Source organism: Streptomyces sp. NPDC003016 (assembly GCF_053591455.1).
Genome location: NZ_JBSFTV010000006.1, coordinates 176,431 through 191,796 on the forward strand (window position 1 = coordinate 176,431; position 15,366 = coordinate 191,796).

The following is a 15,366-nucleotide window of genomic DNA, read 5'->3' on the forward strand; positions in this document are numbered from 1 at the left end:
CGATGTGGGTAGCGACTACCAGCGGTAGTGCGCGAAGGCCTTGTTGGACTCGGCCATCTTGTGGGTGTCCTCACGCTTCTTGACGGCAGCGCCAAGACCGTTGGAGGCGTCGAGCAGCTCATTCATGAGGCGCTCGGTCATGGTCTTCTCGCGGCGGGCGCGGGAGTAACCCACGACCCAGCGCAGCGCGAGCGTGGCCGCACGACCGGGCTTGACCTCGATCGGCACCTGGTACGTGGCGCCACCGACACGGCGGGACTTGACCTCGAGAGACGGCTTCACGTTCTCGAGGGCGCGCTTCAGCGTGATGACCGGGTCAGCGCCGGTCTTCTCGCGGAGGCCTTCCATGGCGCCGTAGACGATCCGCTCGGCGGTGGAACGCTTGCCGTCGAGGAGGATCTTGTTGATCAGCGACGTGACAAGAGGAGAGCTGTAGACCGGGTCGATGATGACCGGGCGCTTCGGGGCGGGGCCCTTACGAGGCATTCTTACTTCTCCTTCTTGGCGCCGTAGCGGCTGCGGGCCTGCTTGCGGTTCTTGACACCCTGGGTGTCGAGCGAGCCGCGGATGATCTTGTAGCGAACACCCGGCAGGTCCTTCACACGGCCACCACGCACGAGCACGATCGAGTGCTCCTGCAGGTTGTGTCCCTCACCCGGGATGTAAGCAGTGACTTCGATCCCGCTGGTCAGACGCACACGCGCGACCTTACGCAGGGCCGAGTTCGGCTTCTTCGGGGTGGTCGTGAACACACGCGTGCAGACGCCGCGGCGCTGAGGGGAACCCTCGAGTGCGGGCGTCTTGTTCTTCTCGACCTTGTCCTGCCGGCCCTTGCGGACCAGCTGCTGGATCGTAGGCACTACTTCTCCGGTTTCTGTGTGCCGATCACTGTGAAACTAACCTGGAACACCTCCGACCCACGCGGTCGGGTGTGTCGAACACTGGAAGCCCCCGCCGAAGCGGAGAAGACACAGATTGCGGTGTGTTTCCTCCCCTGGCTTCCCGAGCGGACATCAGCACGCACGGCAGCCGGGACACACCCCAGGCACAAGGTCTGACTGTACCTACCTCATTGACTCCGGTCAAAACAAATACCCACGCACGGCAAGGCACGGCTCACCTCGGACGACGCCCCGGCGGCTTCCCGGGAACACCTGCCGGACCCGTGGTCAGACGGTGTTGTCACCGGAGGCATGGGGAGGGGCGCCGCGGGAATCGTCAGGGCCGACGGGCGGACCGCTCGGAGGGGCGCGCCGGGGGCGGCGGATCGCGCTGAGCCTCGGAATGGTGGGGACCTTGGAACTGCGGCTCTTGGGCGCGAAGGCGGGCCGGGCGCTCCGGGAGGCGGCGGGCCTCCCGGCCGGCTCGGGTGTGTCTGCCGGCTCGGGGGTGCTTGCCGGCTCGGGGGTGCCTGTCGATTCGGGGGTGCCTGTCGGCTCAGGGGCGGGAGCCCGGGTCTCGGTGGAGGGCCCGGGCGGGGCGGGGGCCTCGGTGACCGGTGTGGTCCCGGTGCGTGACGTGACGGCCCGGCCGGGCTTGGCGGGCTTCTCGCTCCGCCCAGATGTGTTCCCGGTGGCGGCCGCGTCGCCGTCGACGGCGCCGGGGTGGTTCGTGGCGCTGTCGGGTGCAGGGGTGCGGCCCCGGGTCCCCGGCTCGTCCGCGTGTTCCGCCGCCTTGTTCACGGAGTAGTTCCGGTCCTTGAGGAAGGGGATCACCGCAGCCTGTCCGGGCGTGTCTTCCACCAGCCGCAGGGTGCGGGCGCGCGTCAGGCGCGCTTCCTCCAGGGCCGGCGTGAAATGGGCGGCGGCGTCGCGCCAGCCCTTCGCGTAGGCGTGGAACTCGCGGCGGTCGCTCTCCTCGCGGAGCAGGGCGGCGACCTCCTCGGGCGTGTGCTCGTCCAGCAGCCTGCCGAGCGACCCGGGAAGGCCCAGGGGGTCGTCTGCGGATATCGGGGCCGACTCCCCCTTCTCCCCGGACGGTCCCTTCTCGTCCCCGTCGGGGCCTGCGGTCCCGTCTCCGGCCTCATCTGCGGCGCCCGAGGACAGGGAGCGCTTCTCGCACTCGGTCATACGGGCATCCCTTTCGCGTCCCATCGCTGCCAATCCCGCCCATGGAAGGCGCACTTCGGCGACGCGTCCGGCGTGGCGGCGTCGGAGTGTGCGGCTCTTGGAGGCGTACAACCTGTGCGTATGTGGGGGGACAGGCTGTGACAGTTTACCGGGATCAAGGGGAAGCGTCCGTTCCGCACCCCCGCCCACCAAGGAACCGCCGGGGTGGACGAAGCGCGGTCAGTCCTTGGCGAGCGGGGCGCGACGGGCCGGGGCGGCGGGCAGGAACTGACCGGCGACCTTGATGAACATGTCCCGCTGATCAGCCGGTACGCCCAGACCGGCCGCGGCTTCCTCCAGCGTCAGCCGGCGTTCCCCCACGCCCGGCTGAGCCGCCCCCTCGACGGCCTGCGGCAGCGGCAGGTCGTCTTCGGTGAGCCTGCCGGACCGGATGAGCATCTCCCGCACCGATACGTCCAGTACCTGCGCGAGGCGCCGGGTCGTCTCGAGGTCCGGCATGCTCTGTCTCTGGAGCAGCCGGGTGATGGCCGCGCGGTGAACCCCGGCCTCGTCGGCGAGTCGGGACTTGCCCCCGCCACGGGGGCTGTCGATGTCGAAGCCGCGACGGCGAATCAATTCCTCGATCCACGCGGCGAACTGTTCCAGGTCACTGACGGTCATGGCTGGACGCCTCCCTCCAAGGCAATACCCAACCTTATCGCGCTTGCGCGCGCAGAATTACGTGCTCCTGCGCGCGCACAGTGAGGTTTTCACGGGCGGGCTGCGGATCATTAAGTTGCGCACGAGCGCGCAACATGCCATCGTGCGGGTTCGCAACCGCCCTTCGGGGCGGTCCGAGTCGTCCAAGTCGGCCGGCTCCCGCCCGAACCAGGAGTACCGCCATGGCGTCCGCATCCACCCTGCCCCTGCCCGAGGTGCTGGAGTTCTTCGGCTGGCGAGCCGCCGCCGCCTGCTCGGGCCTTCCCCCGCGGGTGGTCTTCAGTAAGCGCGAGGAAGAAGCCCGGCCTGCATTGATGGCGTGCGGGCGGTGCCCCGTGGTGAGCCGCTGCGAAGAGTCGGTGGCTCCGGCCGAGAGCTTCTTCGACGGCGTGAGCGCGGGGCGTCTGTGGCGCAACGGGCGCCCTGTCGACCTCAAGGGCGTCCGACGCGCCGCCGCCTGACCTCTCTTTACCGCCTTAGTTGCGTGTGCGCACGATAAGCCCGGAAGCCGCTGTGGACGGCCGGGCGCGGAACGGCTTCGTACGTATGACGGCTACGACAGAAGCTCCGATCGGCGGCATCACGCGACGTATGCGTTCTCCTGCACGCACCTCTCCACACATTTCCTTTCCCTTCTTCTCGCTTTTCCTTCACTCCTTTCCCGCCCGTCGTACCTGGGAGGCACCATGTCCGCACCAGTCCCGTCCTCCGCATTTCCGTCCGTGCCGTCCGTGCCGTCCGTGCCGGGGCCCTCGGCCGAGCACGTCGTCCGTGACGCGGCGCTCTGGATAGAGGCGCTCCTGAAGCAGTTCCCCGAACTGCTCACGGAGCTGGCCCCGGGCCGCCCGTCCGCCGTCACCGAGCGGCGGGCCCCCGCCCCCGGCACCGCCGAGCGGATCCGCGAAGAGCGACGGGACGCCCTCCTCGTCCAGCAGCGGCACGGCCTCTCCGTGCCCGGGCACTCGGCGGCGCCGCTGCGGCTCCACGTCTCGGACGCCATCCGGGACATCACCGACGGTGTCATCGAGCTGGACGAGGCCGTCCACGACAAGCTCGGCCTGGGCCGCCCGCGCCAGGCGCGCGTACCGCAGCGGCTGATCCGGACCGCCGGGCTCCTGCACCGGGTGGCGACCCATCCGGCACTGGCGGCGCACGTCCGCGACGAGTCCCGGCGGATGGCCCGGCGCTGCGCCCGGGTGCTGGGCGACTCCGAGTCGATGGTCCGGGTGCGGGGCCGTTGCCCGTGGTGCGACTCGGTCTCGCTGCGCGCGTTCCCCGCCCGGCGGGCGGTGCTGTGCGTGAACCCGGCCTGCCGGTGCGGCGCCGAGGAGTGCGACTGCCGTACGGACCCGGCGTACCGGCACGTCTGGCACGAGGGCGGCTGGGAGGCGCTGGCGGGCACGGCCGGAGCGGACCGGGCGGAGATCGACGCGTCGATGGACGAATCGGCGACGCCCGTCCGGGCCGCGAGCACCGAAGGAGCGCGTCGATGACGGTCGCCGCCGGCACCCTGATCAATGGCGCCCTCGCGGCGACCGAGGCGGGCGTGGTGCCCGCCACGATCCGCAAGTGGGTCCAGCTGGGGCACCTGGTGCCGGCGGGACGCCAGGGCCGGGCACAGCTGTACCGCCTGGAGGATGTGTTCGCGGCGGAGCGTGCGGCCCGGCGCAAGGCGCAGCCGGCCGGTACCGGGTGAGGCCGGCCGATCCGGAGGAGAAGTAACCCGTAGTGAAGAAGAGGCGGCCACCCCGAGGGGTGGCCGCCTCTTGCGTCTGCCGTGCGGGCCTGACATCACGGTCCGGCGTCCCCCTCCGGTCGCATGCGCAGCACCTGCGCGTCGTCGAGTTCGGGGCCGGGGGACGAGACGTGCCGCACGGCTTCCTGCCAGCCGCTGGTGAAGCCGCGGACCTCGGCGTCGACCACGATGCGCGCGCCGATCTTGCCGACGACGGCGGTGAGCGTTCTCGCGATCTCCCCGGTGTAGGTACCGGACTCCCCTGCTTCCGCTGCTACCTCGACGGCGGCGGCGACCACTTCGGTCAGTCGCTCATGCGCACTGCTGACGCTGCTGACCACGCGCACCTGCCGTTTCCTGTCCGCACAACGGGCTGCCATCCACACTCACCACACCTTTTCGAATCTCAGTTCGAAATATCGAGAGTAACGCCCCCGGGGTCCGCGACACCACTACAAACACACCTGTTCAAGTGCGTTCGCGCACGAACGAGTTGCGCGCTCGCACGATCTGAATCACAATAGGTGCAGCGGCGGAGCTGCGCCCGCATCCCTCCAGGGTGCGGCTCCGCCGTACAGATCCGTGCGGCGCCCCGCAGGCCCCGCGCGTCGGACGGCAGGCTCCCCCGGCCGCCTCCGGCGCGCGGTGCGTGCCGCGGGGCGCCGCACGGGTCTTCGTCGGTCCGCCCCCGTGAGCCCGCCGGCTCCCATGAGCCCGCCAGGTCCCATGGGTCCTGCCAGGTCCCATGAGTCCTGCCAGCCCCGTCAGTCCCCGTACGAACAGGAGCGGTATCCCGTATGAGCCAAGCCCCGAACACCTTCCCCGACGTGGAGGCCATCGTCGTGGACCTCCTCTCCGACCGGCCGGAGCTGGCGGGCGCGATCGTGGACGACGAGCCACCGGCCGATTTCAACGGCACGCAGCGGGCGGTCATCGTCTCCCGGCGCGGCGGTGCCTGGATCGACGACCTCCACGTCGACCAGCCGCTGATCGAACTGGAGGTCTACGGCCCGACGAAGTCCGCCGCGCACCTCCTGGCGAACCAGGCCCGTGCCGTGGTGCTCCAGAGCGCCGGCACGGTCTTCGGCGTCTCGACGATCACCGACGTCAGTGAGGCCGACGGCCCGCGCTGGCTCCCCGACTACATCTACACCGCGGCCAACCGCTACCTCTGCGTGCTGCGCCTCTCCGTGCGTACGGACTGACGCGCCTTTCGGACCGACGCGTCCGTACGCCCCCACAGACCAGGCCTCGCCGTTCCGGCGGGGCCTTTGCCGTACCCACGGCAGCCCACCCACGCACCACCCATCCCTTTGAAGGAGCACCACATGGCAGGCAACACCTCTTCCGAGATCCGCGTCGCCGGTACCGGCCGTGTCCTCGTCGCGCCGATCGGCGCGCCCCTCCCCACCACCTTCTCCGCCACCCCGTCCACCGACTGGGGCACCGGCTGGGTGGACCTCGGGTACACGTCGACCGACGGTGTGACCTTCTCGAAGAAGGACAAGCTCGACCCGGTCGAGACGTGGCAGTCGATCAGCCCGGCCCGGTTCGTCTACGCGGACCGCGACCTGACGCTGAAGTTCTCGATGCTGCAGTTCAACGAGGACACGCTGCCGTTCTTCATGGGCGGCAGCAAGAACGACATCACCGCCGCCGGTGCGGGCTCGGGCGTCTTCACCTTCGACGTCCCGGACGGTCCGACCTTCGACGAGCGTGCGCTCGGCCTGGAGTTCACCGACGGCAAGGACATCACGTACCGCTTCGTCATCCCGCGCGGTCAGGTGACGGCCTCGGACGACATCAAGCTCGCCCGCAAGTCCGCGGCCTCGCTCGGCGTCACCTTCACCGCCCTGTCCGGCGGCGACGGCGAGCCGCTGGCGACCTTCGTCATGAAGGACCCGGCGTACGCCACGGCCCCCGTCTCCGCCTAAGCACCACCCGCGCCGGGCGGGGGCACTCCGCCCCCGCCCGGCGCACGCTCCACCCCTTCACCAGCTCAGTCCCAGAGATACGGAGACACCCATGGCACCCTTCGACGTCAACGCCGCCCGCGCCCAGCGCATGGAGGCCCTCGGCCGCGCCTGGTCGTTCAGCCTGGACGACGACACCTTCGAACTGCCCACCGAGCTCTCGCGCGCGACGGCCAAGGGGCTGCGCCGGCTCGACGACGACGATGTGGACGGCCTGCTGAAGCTGCTGCTCGGTGAGGAGCAGTTCAAGCGCTTCGGGAAGCACGAGGTCACGATGCAGGACATCGGGGCGATCCTGAACGCCTACGGCAAGGAGACCGGGCTGGCCCTGGGGGAAGGCTGAGCCTCGACGAGTTCGTCACCGAACACGCCGAGGCTCTCGAAGCCGACCTCCTGAGGCATTACGGCGTGGACCTGCTGGATTGGCACCGCGGCCGGCTCACAGCCCGCCGGCTCGCGGTGCTGATCAAGCACATGCCACGTGACAGCGCCCTCCTGAGCGAGACGGACGGTGAGGCAGCCGACTGGTCGACCACGGATTACCTGCTGGCGGCGGTGGTGGATCACCTGGCGGCGGCGAACTGGATGTTCGCGTCAGTCCACTCGGACGAGGACTCCGAGCCGCCGGAGCGACCGGTGCCGGTGTCGAGGCCGGGAGACGGGGAGGCCGCGGCCGCCCCGTTGCCGGCCGAACCGGCACCGGTGCCGGAGACGGAACCGCTGAGTCCCATGGAACTGGCCCGGTTCTTCAACTGACCACCGTGACCAGGAGTACGGCGACGGTGACCAGTACCGCCAGCGCCGCCTGGAAGGCATAGCCGAGCTTCGGCCCCCGGCCGGCCATGTACTGCGCCGTCGCCACGTCCGTGGGCTTCTGCGGATCGTAAACGACCTGGAAGCTCTGCCCCAGCTCCGGAGCAGGCCTGGGGGCGTTGGTCCTTGCGGCGATCTTGATCCCGTTCTCCAGCCGGAAATGACACCGGACGTAATGGACGAGGGTCCCGCTGGTCCTGATGCGCTCCACGCAGACGGCCTCCGTCTCGACCCCGCGCCGTTTCAGTCGATTGTCACGGAGCTGCGTCGGCAGGGAAACCAGGACGAGCACGGCGAGGGGGAAGCAAATGACAGCAATCATTTCAGCAGCTAGCGCATAGTTCGATATCGCAATATACACAGGACCCCCTGGGTGTGTTCGTTTCGCTGAACGGTGCACAGTCTACAACTCACGCCACGTACGGGAGGCCAAAAGTGGCCGACGATTTCATCACAAAGGAAGAACTCGCCACCAAACTCGCTAAGCACGGCATCACGGAGGAGACCAAGGATGTAACGACCTCTGCCGAGGTCCAGACGAAAATCCAAGCCGCAGTCAAGAAGTACGGGGAGGACGAGAAAGCCAAGGAGAATGCGGAAGACTCCGAATACTTCGCGGACTGGAAAGGCCGACTCCCCACCGAATTAAACGGCTTCAAGTCCGAATTCACATCCCTCAAGGCGGAGATCGTTCCGCTTGTTACGGGCATGGCGATCATCAACGCCGCCTTCCCGTCCCTGTGGAGCCTTGAGGAATTACTGAAGAACAAGTTCGGATGGAACTACAGCGCAAATGGCTTTCTCCTGCACCCCGGCGCTGAACGGAACCGGCGAATGGCCGCGGAAAGGGCCGAGCAAGAGGAGATGGGGAGGGATCTCGCCCACCAAGCGGAAGAGAGGCGCCTCAGCCTTCCTCCTGAAGAGAGGTGGGAATCCCCGGAGGAGCGCCTTCAGCGGCGCGAGGAAGAACGTCGGCAGGCCGAGGAAGCACGACGGCGCGAGGAAGAACGTCGGCAGGCCGAGGAAGCACGACGCGCCGAGGAAGCACGGCGGGCCGAAGAAGCACGGCGGGCCGAAGAAGCACGGCGGGCCGAAGAAACCCGACGGGCCGAAGAAGCACGACGCGCCGAAGAGGAGCGGCGGAGAGCCGCTCGTCGGCCGCCTCGTGACGGGGACGACGGTCCCACTCCTACCCCGCCTGCCGGAGGGCCCCGGCGCACCCCGCCTGCCGGAGGACCCGCCGGAAGGACCCCATCTGCCGGTGGCCGCACGCCGCCCCGGACACCGGCCCCGCCCACGGGTCCGGTGCGCGCGGTCGGGGATGCCGCTCGCGCGGCAGCCCCTGATGTGCAGCGGTTGACCCGCGACGTGAACGGCCTCGCGGGAGCCGGAGACCGAGCAGCGCGCATCACCGGCTAAGTCAACAGAAAACTGGTGGCCCATGTCCCTCGTCAGCTCTCTCGGCAGAGCATCCAATTCATTCAAGGATTTCCAGTCCAAAGCCACTTCCACCGACCGCGCGCTCAGCGGACTCCGCAGCGGCGCCACCCGCGGTGAGCAGGGCCTCAAGAACATCCGGAGCGCCGCGCAGGGCTCCACTCGTGAACTGAACAACCTCAAGTCGGCCGCCGACCGGGCGGACAAGTCGCTCGCCAAGGCCGGAAAGACCGGCACGACCAGCGGGAACCAGGTCGGTCAGTTCAAGAAGGGCGCCGACAACGCCTCGAAGGGGATGAACGGCCTCAACAAGTCCATGAAGGGCAACTTCATCGCCCGGCTCATGGAACTGTTCATGCCGCTCATCGAGAAGGTGGTCGACATGGCCACCCGCTCGAAGACCATGCAGAAGGTGCTCAAGGTCGCCTTCGACGCCATCAAGAAGGTCATCACCGCCGTCATGAAGGCCATCGGGCCGATCATGAAGGCGGCCGGCAAGCTGATCAAGACGGTCTGGGACGGCATCAAGAAGGCCGTCACGGTCGTCGTGAACGCGGTCTCCAAGGTCATCTCGACCACCTTCAACGCCATCAAGAAGGTCATCACCTCGGTGATGAACGGCGTGAAGTCGGTGATCTCCGGTGTCTGGAACGGCATCAAGCGCATCATCATGCCGGTGGTCAACTGGATCAGGGATGTCGTCCCGAGGGCGTTCAGCGCCGTCAAGGACAAGCTCTCCAGCATCTGGGGCGGCCTGAAGGACATCGCCGGCCGGGCGTTCGACAAGATCAAGGGCGCTGTGAAGGGTCCGATCAACGCCGTCATCGGCCTGATCAACAGTGCGATCGGCAAGCTCAACGGCATCAAGGTCTCGATCCCGAGCTGGGTTCCCCTCGTCGGTGGCAAGACCTTCGGCGTCAGCCTGCCGAAGATCCCGCAGCTGGCCCAGGGTGGTGTCGTCCAGCCGCGTCGCGGCGGTGTCCACGCCATCGTCGCCGAGGCCGGTGAGGCCGAGGCCGTCCTGCCGCTGTCCAAGCTGGACCGGCTGCTGCGCCACACCGCACGGGCCGCCCGCGCCCAGTCGATCAACTCGGGCGCCGGTGCGACGCACGGCTTCCAGATCGAGAACTACTACGAGGCGTCCTCCAGCGATCTACGCGAGACCGCCTCCGCCCTGCTGTTCCTGTCGAAGGCGCGCGGATGAGCACCGCCCTGGTCGTCTCCGTGAACAGGGCGATGCCCCACCTGCGGGGGCTGCCCAATGCCGCGAAGCTGCTCCAGGGCCACGTGCGCGGCGCCACGCGCGCGTTGAACGGCTTCCGGAGCGGGGTCGCCCGCAGCGGCTCCGCTCTCGACCGCGTCCGCTCCTCCGCCTCCTCCGCCGCCACCCAGGTCCAGCAGATCAAGGCCCGGGCCGATGGCACCGGCCAGTCCCTCACCAAGATCGGCCGCAGCGCCGCCACCGCCGGGACGCAGATCAAGGGCGGCGCCGGGAAGACCAGGGGCGCAGCCGCGCCGCTGAAGTCGTTGGCTTCGGGGGCGGATTCGTTCGGCAAGGTCTCCGGGCTCCTCGGCAAGGCCACCGGGCCCGTCTCCCGGATCGTGTCGGCCCTCGGCACCGGCCTGACCATCGCCGCCGGCGTCATGACCGGCATCAATGTCGCCATGCGCGCCAACCCTCTCGGGTTCCTGGCCGGGCTGATCGTCCCCGTCATCGCGGCCATCGTCACCTACGCCATGAACACCGAGACCGGCCAGAAGATCATGAAGCAGGTCTTCGACCACGTGCTGAAGATCTTCCAGCAGATCCTGAAGTTCCTCGGCCCCGTCATCACCTTCTACGGCACCGTCATCGGCACCTACTTCAAGGCCGTCGGCGTCATCATCACCGCCGTCGTCGAGGTCGTCGGCGCCGCCGTCTCCGGGGACTTCGGCAAGGCCAAGGGCGCGATCTCCCGGGCCACCGAGGCGCTCAGCGCTCTCGTCCGCCGGCCCTGGAACGCCTTCAAGACCGTGATCCAGCCCGTCCTGGACTGGATCACCAAGAAGATCCCCGACATGTTCACCCGGGTGAAGGACGCCACCTCCAGCACCCTCGGCGGCATGGGCGACTTCATCTCCACCGGCCTCCAGACGCTCGCCGGTGTCATCACCGGCCCCATCAAGGGCCTGATCGCCTTCGCCAACTGGGTCATCGACGGCCTCAACAGCCTCAGCGGTGAGTTCCTCGGCAAGAAGTTCGGCATCAAGCTCGACAAGATCCCGCAGCTCGCGGAGGGCGGCGTCGTCGACCCCTCGCGCGACGGCGCCTCCGCCGTACGCCCCCTGTCCTCGCTCGACCGGCTGCGGCCGGCCGAGACCGGGCACCGGGCGGGCGGCCCCCGCTCCCCGCACCACGGCCGGCTGCACACCTACCGCGAACCGGAGGGCCGCAGCGCCCTCACGGTCGCCGAGGACCTGCTCTTCCTGCACCGGACCGCGGCCTGAGCCCGGCCCGACCACGGCGTACCGCCGAGGACCCCCGCTCCCGCACCGGACCGCGGCCTGAGCCCGGCCTGAGCGCGGCCTGACGAAAGTGAGGTGACGGCCCGTCATGGCCGAGACCACAATCGCATACACGGACGAGACCGCACCCGGCTCACTGATCACCCGCGACGGGCAGATCCAGTGGGCCGGACTGCTGATGGGCCCCGGGACGCCGTACCAGATCGACCGTTCCGGCATCACCGGCTGGGACGATCTGCCCACCCTCGACACCGGTGACGTCGCCCGCCCCGACCAGCACGGCGCCTGGCCGGGCGCGGTCTGGGCGCAGCCCCGGCTCGTCACCGCCACCGTCTGGCTGGTCCCGCCGACCGCGGCGCAGGCCGCGGACACCAGCGCCGCGTTCCGCGCGGCCACCGGCCCCGAGGGCGGGGAGCGCTGGCTCGCGGTGCGCCTGCACGGCGAGACGCTCGCGGTGCGTGCCCGGGTCAGCCGCCGGGTGGTCCCCCAGGACCGTACGTACGTACGACAGGGCATGGCCAAGGCCAGCCTCCAGTGGACGGCGACCGACCCCCGCCGCTTCAGCACCGCCCCGCGTGAGGGCCAGGCCGTGCTGCCGGTCCCGGAGCCCGGACTGGTCTGGGACAACGAAGCCGGCAGCGGACTGGACTGGCCGATGGAATGGGGCGGCGACGCGGAGGCCGGCAGTTTCACCGCCGTCAACGAGGGCGGCGCGGCCGCCCACCCGGTGATCGAGTTCCGCGGCCCGGTGCGCCGCCCGACCCTGAGCCGGCTCGGCGACGGCCGCCAGCTCCAGTACGACATCGTGCTCGGGGCCGGTGAGGTCCTCACCGTCGACACCGAGGCGGGGACGGTCCGGCTCAACGGCACGGCGTCCCGGCTCTACACGGCGACGCCCGCGTCGGCGCCCGAGCAGCTGTTCCGGCTGGAGCCGGGGCGTACGTCGCTCGCCTTCCGCTCCGACGACGCGACGCCCGACCCCCGGGCCTCGGTCACGGTCCGCTGGCGCGACTCCCACTGGTGACCGGCCCCGCACTCCCCGACTTCCGCAACGCATCTCCCAGGAGGACCTCATGCCCGTACGCAGCGCATGGCTGATCAACCGCACGACGACCGACTCCGGCCAGTCCCGCTCCGACACCCGGCTCGCCCCCACCGGCACCATGGCTCCCAGCGGCGCGCTGACCAGCGTCTCCGGTGTCGTCCCGGGGTCCAAGGACGGCCGGTACATGATGGACGCCCTGTACGTCTACGGTGACACCGCCGGGATGACGGCGAACGTCGCCCCCGGCCGTGCCGTCATCCAGGGCTCCCCCGCGGCCGGCGCCTACCCGGTCGTCCTCACCGACTACACCCAGATCACCTTCGACGACGGCGACGCGAACAACCCGCGCGTCGACCTGGTGCTGCTGCGGGTGTACGACGCCCAGTTCGCCCCGGTCTCCGGGCGCACCGAGGCCGTCCTGGAGATCCTCAAGGGCGCCCCGGCGCCCACCCCGGAGCCGCAGCCGGTGCCGGAGGGCGCCATCGCTCTCGCCCGGGTAAACGTCCCGGCCGGCGCGTCGGTCGGCACCGGCGGCCTGGACTGGTCCAAGGCCGTCTACGACATGCGCCACACCACGGTGGCGGCCGGCGGCATCCTCGCCGAGTCGTGGAACCGCGACAGCAAGGGCGGCTACGCGGGCCAGTACCGCGACAACGCCAGTCAGCTCCAGCGCTGGGACGGCACCCGCTGGGTCTCCTACCCGCGGCACATCGGCGGTGTCGCCCCGCAGGGCGCGCTGGCGGCCGGTGAGTACGTGGGCCAGTACCGCGACGAGGGCGGCAGGCTCCAGCGCTGGGACGGCACCGTGTGGCGGCCGGTCGTCCCCGCCACCGGCTGGGCCTACAACAACGACGGCGGCTTCTGCAAGTCCACCACCTGGGTGGAGGCCGTCACCGACACCGCCGGCCCGTCCATCTCCGCCCAGTTCACCACGCCGGTCTCGGGCGCGGTCCTCGTCACCGTCGGCTACTTCGGCAGCAACCCGGTGGACGGCGCCTGGTCGAAGATGACGGCGGTCATCCGGCTGGCCGGCGCCGTCGTGCTCCCGGCCGACGAGCAGCGGGCGGCCCAGGCGACCGGCAAGAACGGCCACTCCGTGGCGCACACGTTCCGGGTCACCGGCCTCAAGCCGCACACGGTCTACACCGCGGTCGGCGCGTACTCGTCCTCGGCCACCAGCAACAACGCCTGGGTCGACAACCGGTTCATCCGCGTCGACCCGATGCTGTGAGCCGCCCCATGGGCGGAGCCCTCATCACGCCCGTCTACCGGGCGGTCTTCTGCGACCTGCGTACCGACCGGGTCCTCGACGTCCTGCCGCTCACGGAGGCCAAGTTCGACGACTTCATCGGCAAGTCGGGGTCGCTGTCGGCGACCGTCCCGCTGCCCGAGCCGGCCCTGGCCGCCCGCGCCAAGGAGGCCCTGCAGCCCGGCCGTACCGCGGTCTGGCTGGAGCGGGACGGGGACATCTGGTGGGGCGGGATGCTCTGGACCTGCACCCCCGCCACCGACGAACAGGGCCGGATGACGGTGCAGTTCCAGGCGGGCACCTTCGACTCGTACCTGGACCACCGCATCCTCTCGGCCGACATGCTGCTCGTCCAGGCCGACCAGTTCGACATCGCCCGGTCCCTGGTGGCCCACGCCCAGGAACAGGAGGGCGGCGACATCGGGATCAGCCTGGGCGCGGAGATGTCGGGGATACGGCGCGACTTCGCGTCCGGCTACACGGCCCTGGCCCGGGTCCGGGAGCTGATCGACAAGCTGGCCCAGCTGGCGGACGGTTTCGAGTGGCGCGTCCACTGCTACCGCGACGGTCAGGGCCGCCGCGTCAAGCGGCTCCAGCTGGGCCATCCGAGGATCGAGTCGAGCCAGGCGGACATCGTCCTGGACCATCCCGGCTCCGTCCTGACGTACAGCCTGCCCACGGACGCCACCGTGCAGGCGAACGTCTGGGTGGCCCGCGGCGAGTCGGCCAACACCGACCAGGCCAAGGACTCACTGCCCCTCACCGCCGTGGAGAGCGAGCCGGCCGACCTGACCGGCGGCTGGCCCCGGCTGGAGCGCACCTCGGACCACAGCGCTGTCAAGGACGCGGCCACCCTCCGCTCCCTGGCCAGGGCCGAGCTGGCGCGGCAGCGCAGGCCGGAGCTCATCCCCGAGCTGACCGTCGTCCTCGACGGCCGGATCACGCCCGCCCTGCTCGGCGCCCGGATCCGGCTGCGGATCCACGACCTGTGGCACCAGGACGGGCTCGACGCCCACTACCGGATCGTCGGGCTCGCCGTGAACCCGCCGCAGCGCACCAAGCCGGAAACCGCCACGCTCTACCTGGAAGGGGTGTAACCCTTGGCGATCATCCCCACCGATCTGCTGGACCGCATCCGCACCCTGGAACGGCAGATCCGGGACCTCATGGGCAGTGCCAACACCACTCCCGCGCTCAACCGGATCAGCGACGGCGATGTCGTCATCGGTGACGGCGGCCGGCTGCGCGTCCGGACCGCCGGCGGCGAGGACCTGATCCACATGGGCCGGGTCCAGCCCGACCGCAACCCGGACACCCCGCAGCAGGGTCTGATGATCCGCCGGGACGACGGGTCCATGGCGCTGACCGTACGGACGACCGCCCCGGACCAGCTGGAGACCCAGCCGGTGCAGATCTTCGACCGGCGCGGCAACGTCGTCGTCGCCGACGACGCCGCCCAGCGCGGCCTCGCCCGTCCGTACATCCCGTACCCGCTGCCCCGGCCGGTCGACGTGGCCCGCTGGGAGTCGACCGGGAACACGGACTGGACCACGCTCTACAGCGGTCCGGCCATCTCCCAGCACCCGCGGCTGTACGCCCGGATCGCCGTCCAGGGCCCGGCGGGCGCGGAAGTCCGCCTCCTCGTCGACGGGGCCCAGGTGGGTCCCGCCGGCGGCCCCGGCGCGGACCTGGAGTTCAGGGAGTCCCTGGGCGTCGGCTTCAGCGCGACGGTCACCTTCGAGATCCAGGCGAAGGTCGCGGCGGCGGGCGACACCGTCCGCTGCCGTCCGCTCGCGCTGTACGGCGTCCAGTCCTGATCCCGGGACCCGCCCCCGCCCGCG

At 70.0% G+C, this 15,366-nt stretch carries 20 protein-coding genes; 14 read left to right on the forward strand and 6 right to left on the reverse strand.

Annotation, left to right across the window (positions count from 1 at the left end; translation table 11 throughout):
• Positions 1-15: 15 nt before the first annotated feature.
• The 4 genes from rpsG to ACWDZ4_RS07330 form a co-directional block, all read right to left on the reverse strand.
• On the reverse strand, positions 16-486 hold the full coding sequence (gene rpsG / locus ACWDZ4_RS07315) for a 30S ribosomal protein S7 (protein WP_018101248.1): 471 nt from the start codon (positions 484-486) through the stop codon (positions 16-18).
• Positions 487-488: 2 nt separating this feature from the next.
• Positions 489-860, reverse strand: a complete 372-nt coding sequence (rpsL, locus tag ACWDZ4_RS07320; RefSeq protein ID WP_003948652.1) for a 30S ribosomal protein S12 — start codon at positions 858-860, stop codon at positions 489-491.
• A 309-nt stretch (positions 861-1,169) separates the two neighbouring features.
• Positions 1,170-2,069, reverse strand: coding sequence for a hypothetical protein (locus ACWDZ4_RS07325; RefSeq protein WP_451507440.1), 900 nt, complete (start codon positions 2,067-2,069; stop codon positions 1,170-1,172).
• A 219-nt stretch (positions 2,070-2,288) separates the two neighbouring features.
• Positions 2,289-2,729 carry a helix-turn-helix domain-containing protein gene (locus ACWDZ4_RS07330; protein ID WP_451507441.1) on the reverse strand — a complete coding sequence of 147 codons (441 nt, stop codon included), beginning with the start codon at positions 2,727-2,729 and terminating at the stop codon, positions 2,289-2,291.
• A gap of 221 nt (positions 2,730-2,950) precedes the next feature.
• On the opposite strand from ACWDZ4_RS07330, the gene ACWDZ4_RS07335 reads away from it, so the two are divergent.
• The 3 genes from ACWDZ4_RS07335 to ACWDZ4_RS07345 all read left to right on the forward strand — a co-directional run bounded on the left by ACWDZ4_RS07335 (position 2,951) and on the right by ACWDZ4_RS07345 (position 4,464).
• The gene (locus ACWDZ4_RS07335; RefSeq protein ID WP_451507442.1) at positions 2,951-3,229 is read left to right on the forward strand and encodes a WhiB family transcriptional regulator; all 279 of its coding nucleotides are present in this window, start codon (positions 2,951-2,953) and stop codon (positions 3,227-3,229) included.
• Between the two features lie 225 nt (positions 3,230-3,454).
• Positions 3,455-4,261, forward strand: a complete 807-nt coding sequence (locus tag ACWDZ4_RS07340) for a hypothetical protein (protein WP_451507443.1) — start codon at positions 3,455-3,457, stop codon at positions 4,259-4,261.
• Positions 4,258-4,464, forward strand: coding sequence for a hypothetical protein (locus ACWDZ4_RS07345; protein WP_451507444.1), 207 nt, complete (start codon positions 4,258-4,260; stop codon positions 4,462-4,464). Before ACWDZ4_RS07340 ends, ACWDZ4_RS07345 begins: the two co-directional genes overlap by 4 nt.
• 95 nt (positions 4,465-4,559) lie before the next feature.
• Here the strand turns inward: ACWDZ4_RS07345 and ACWDZ4_RS07350 are convergent, their stop codons facing one another.
• Positions 4,560-4,883 carry a hypothetical protein gene (locus tag ACWDZ4_RS07350; RefSeq protein WP_451507445.1) on the reverse strand — a complete coding sequence of 108 codons (324 nt, stop codon included), beginning with the start codon at positions 4,881-4,883 and terminating at the stop codon, positions 4,560-4,562.
• Positions 4,884-5,300: 417 nt separating this feature from the next.
• Here ACWDZ4_RS07350 and ACWDZ4_RS07355 point away from each other — a divergent pair, with 417 nt between their 5' ends.
• The 4 genes from ACWDZ4_RS07355 (at position 5,301) to ACWDZ4_RS07370 (ending at position 7,232) form a co-directional block, all read left to right on the forward strand.
• Entirely contained in the window at positions 5,301-5,708 is a 408-nt protein-coding gene (locus ACWDZ4_RS07355; protein WP_344494724.1) for a hypothetical protein, read from the forward strand.
• Positions 5,709-5,831: 123 nt separating this feature from the next.
• Positions 5,832-6,437: a phage tail tube protein gene (locus ACWDZ4_RS07360; RefSeq protein ID WP_451507446.1), complete on the forward strand. Its 606-nt coding sequence runs from the start codon at positions 5,832-5,834 to the stop codon at positions 6,435-6,437.
• A 91-nt stretch (positions 6,438-6,528) separates the two neighbouring features.
• Positions 6,529-6,819, forward strand: a complete 291-nt coding sequence (locus ACWDZ4_RS07365; protein ID WP_451507447.1) for a hypothetical protein — start codon at positions 6,529-6,531, stop codon at positions 6,817-6,819.
• A 65-nt stretch (positions 6,820-6,884) separates the two neighbouring features.
• Complete coding sequence (locus ACWDZ4_RS07370) at positions 6,885-7,232, forward strand: hypothetical protein (protein ID WP_451507448.1); 348 nt, start codon at positions 6,885-6,887, stop codon at positions 7,230-7,232.
• On the opposite strand, the gene ACWDZ4_RS07375 is transcribed toward ACWDZ4_RS07370, so the two are convergent.
• On the reverse strand, positions 7,225-7,611 hold the full coding sequence (locus ACWDZ4_RS07375; RefSeq protein WP_451507449.1) for a hypothetical protein: 387 nt from the start codon (positions 7,609-7,611) through the stop codon (positions 7,225-7,227). The genes ACWDZ4_RS07370 and ACWDZ4_RS07375 overlap by 8 nt on opposite strands.
• 113 nt (positions 7,612-7,724) lie before the next feature.
• Here ACWDZ4_RS07375 and ACWDZ4_RS07380 point away from each other — a divergent pair, with 113 nt between their 5' ends.
• The 7 genes from ACWDZ4_RS07380 (at position 7,725) to ACWDZ4_RS07410 (ending at position 15,342) form a co-directional block, all read left to right on the forward strand.
• On the forward strand, positions 7,725-8,708 hold the full coding sequence (locus ACWDZ4_RS07380; protein ID WP_451507450.1) for a hypothetical protein: 984 nt from the start codon (positions 7,725-7,727) through the stop codon (positions 8,706-8,708).
• A gap of 22 nt (positions 8,709-8,730) precedes the next feature.
• Positions 8,731-9,930: a phage tail protein gene (locus ACWDZ4_RS07385; RefSeq protein ID WP_451507451.1), complete on the forward strand. Its 1,200-nt coding sequence runs from the start codon at positions 8,731-8,733 to the stop codon at positions 9,928-9,930.
• Entirely contained in the window at positions 9,927-11,213 is a 1,287-nt protein-coding gene (locus ACWDZ4_RS07390) for a tape-measure protein (RefSeq protein WP_451507452.1), read from the forward strand. The genes ACWDZ4_RS07385 and ACWDZ4_RS07390 overlap by 4 nt, the downstream gene beginning before the upstream one ends.
• Positions 11,214-11,319: 106 nt before the next feature.
• On the forward strand, positions 11,320-12,255 hold the full coding sequence (locus tag ACWDZ4_RS07395) for a phage distal tail protein (RefSeq protein ID WP_451507453.1): 936 nt from the start codon (positions 11,320-11,322) through the stop codon (positions 12,253-12,255).
• 49 nt (positions 12,256-12,304) lie between these two features.
• Complete coding sequence (locus tag ACWDZ4_RS07400; protein WP_451507454.1) at positions 12,305-13,507, forward strand: hypothetical protein; 1,203 nt, start codon at positions 12,305-12,307, stop codon at positions 13,505-13,507.
• 8 nt (positions 13,508-13,515) lie between these two features.
• The gene (locus ACWDZ4_RS07405) at positions 13,516-14,622 is read left to right on the forward strand and encodes a hypothetical protein (RefSeq protein ID WP_451507455.1); all 1,107 of its coding nucleotides are present in this window, start codon (positions 13,516-13,518) and stop codon (positions 14,620-14,622) included.
• 3 nt (positions 14,623-14,625) lie between these two features.
• Positions 14,626-15,342 (forward strand): hypothetical protein, encoded by a 717-nt coding sequence (locus ACWDZ4_RS07410; protein ID WP_451507456.1) that lies wholly within the window; start codon positions 14,626-14,628, stop codon positions 15,340-15,342.
• Positions 15,343-15,366: the final 24 nt, after the last annotated feature.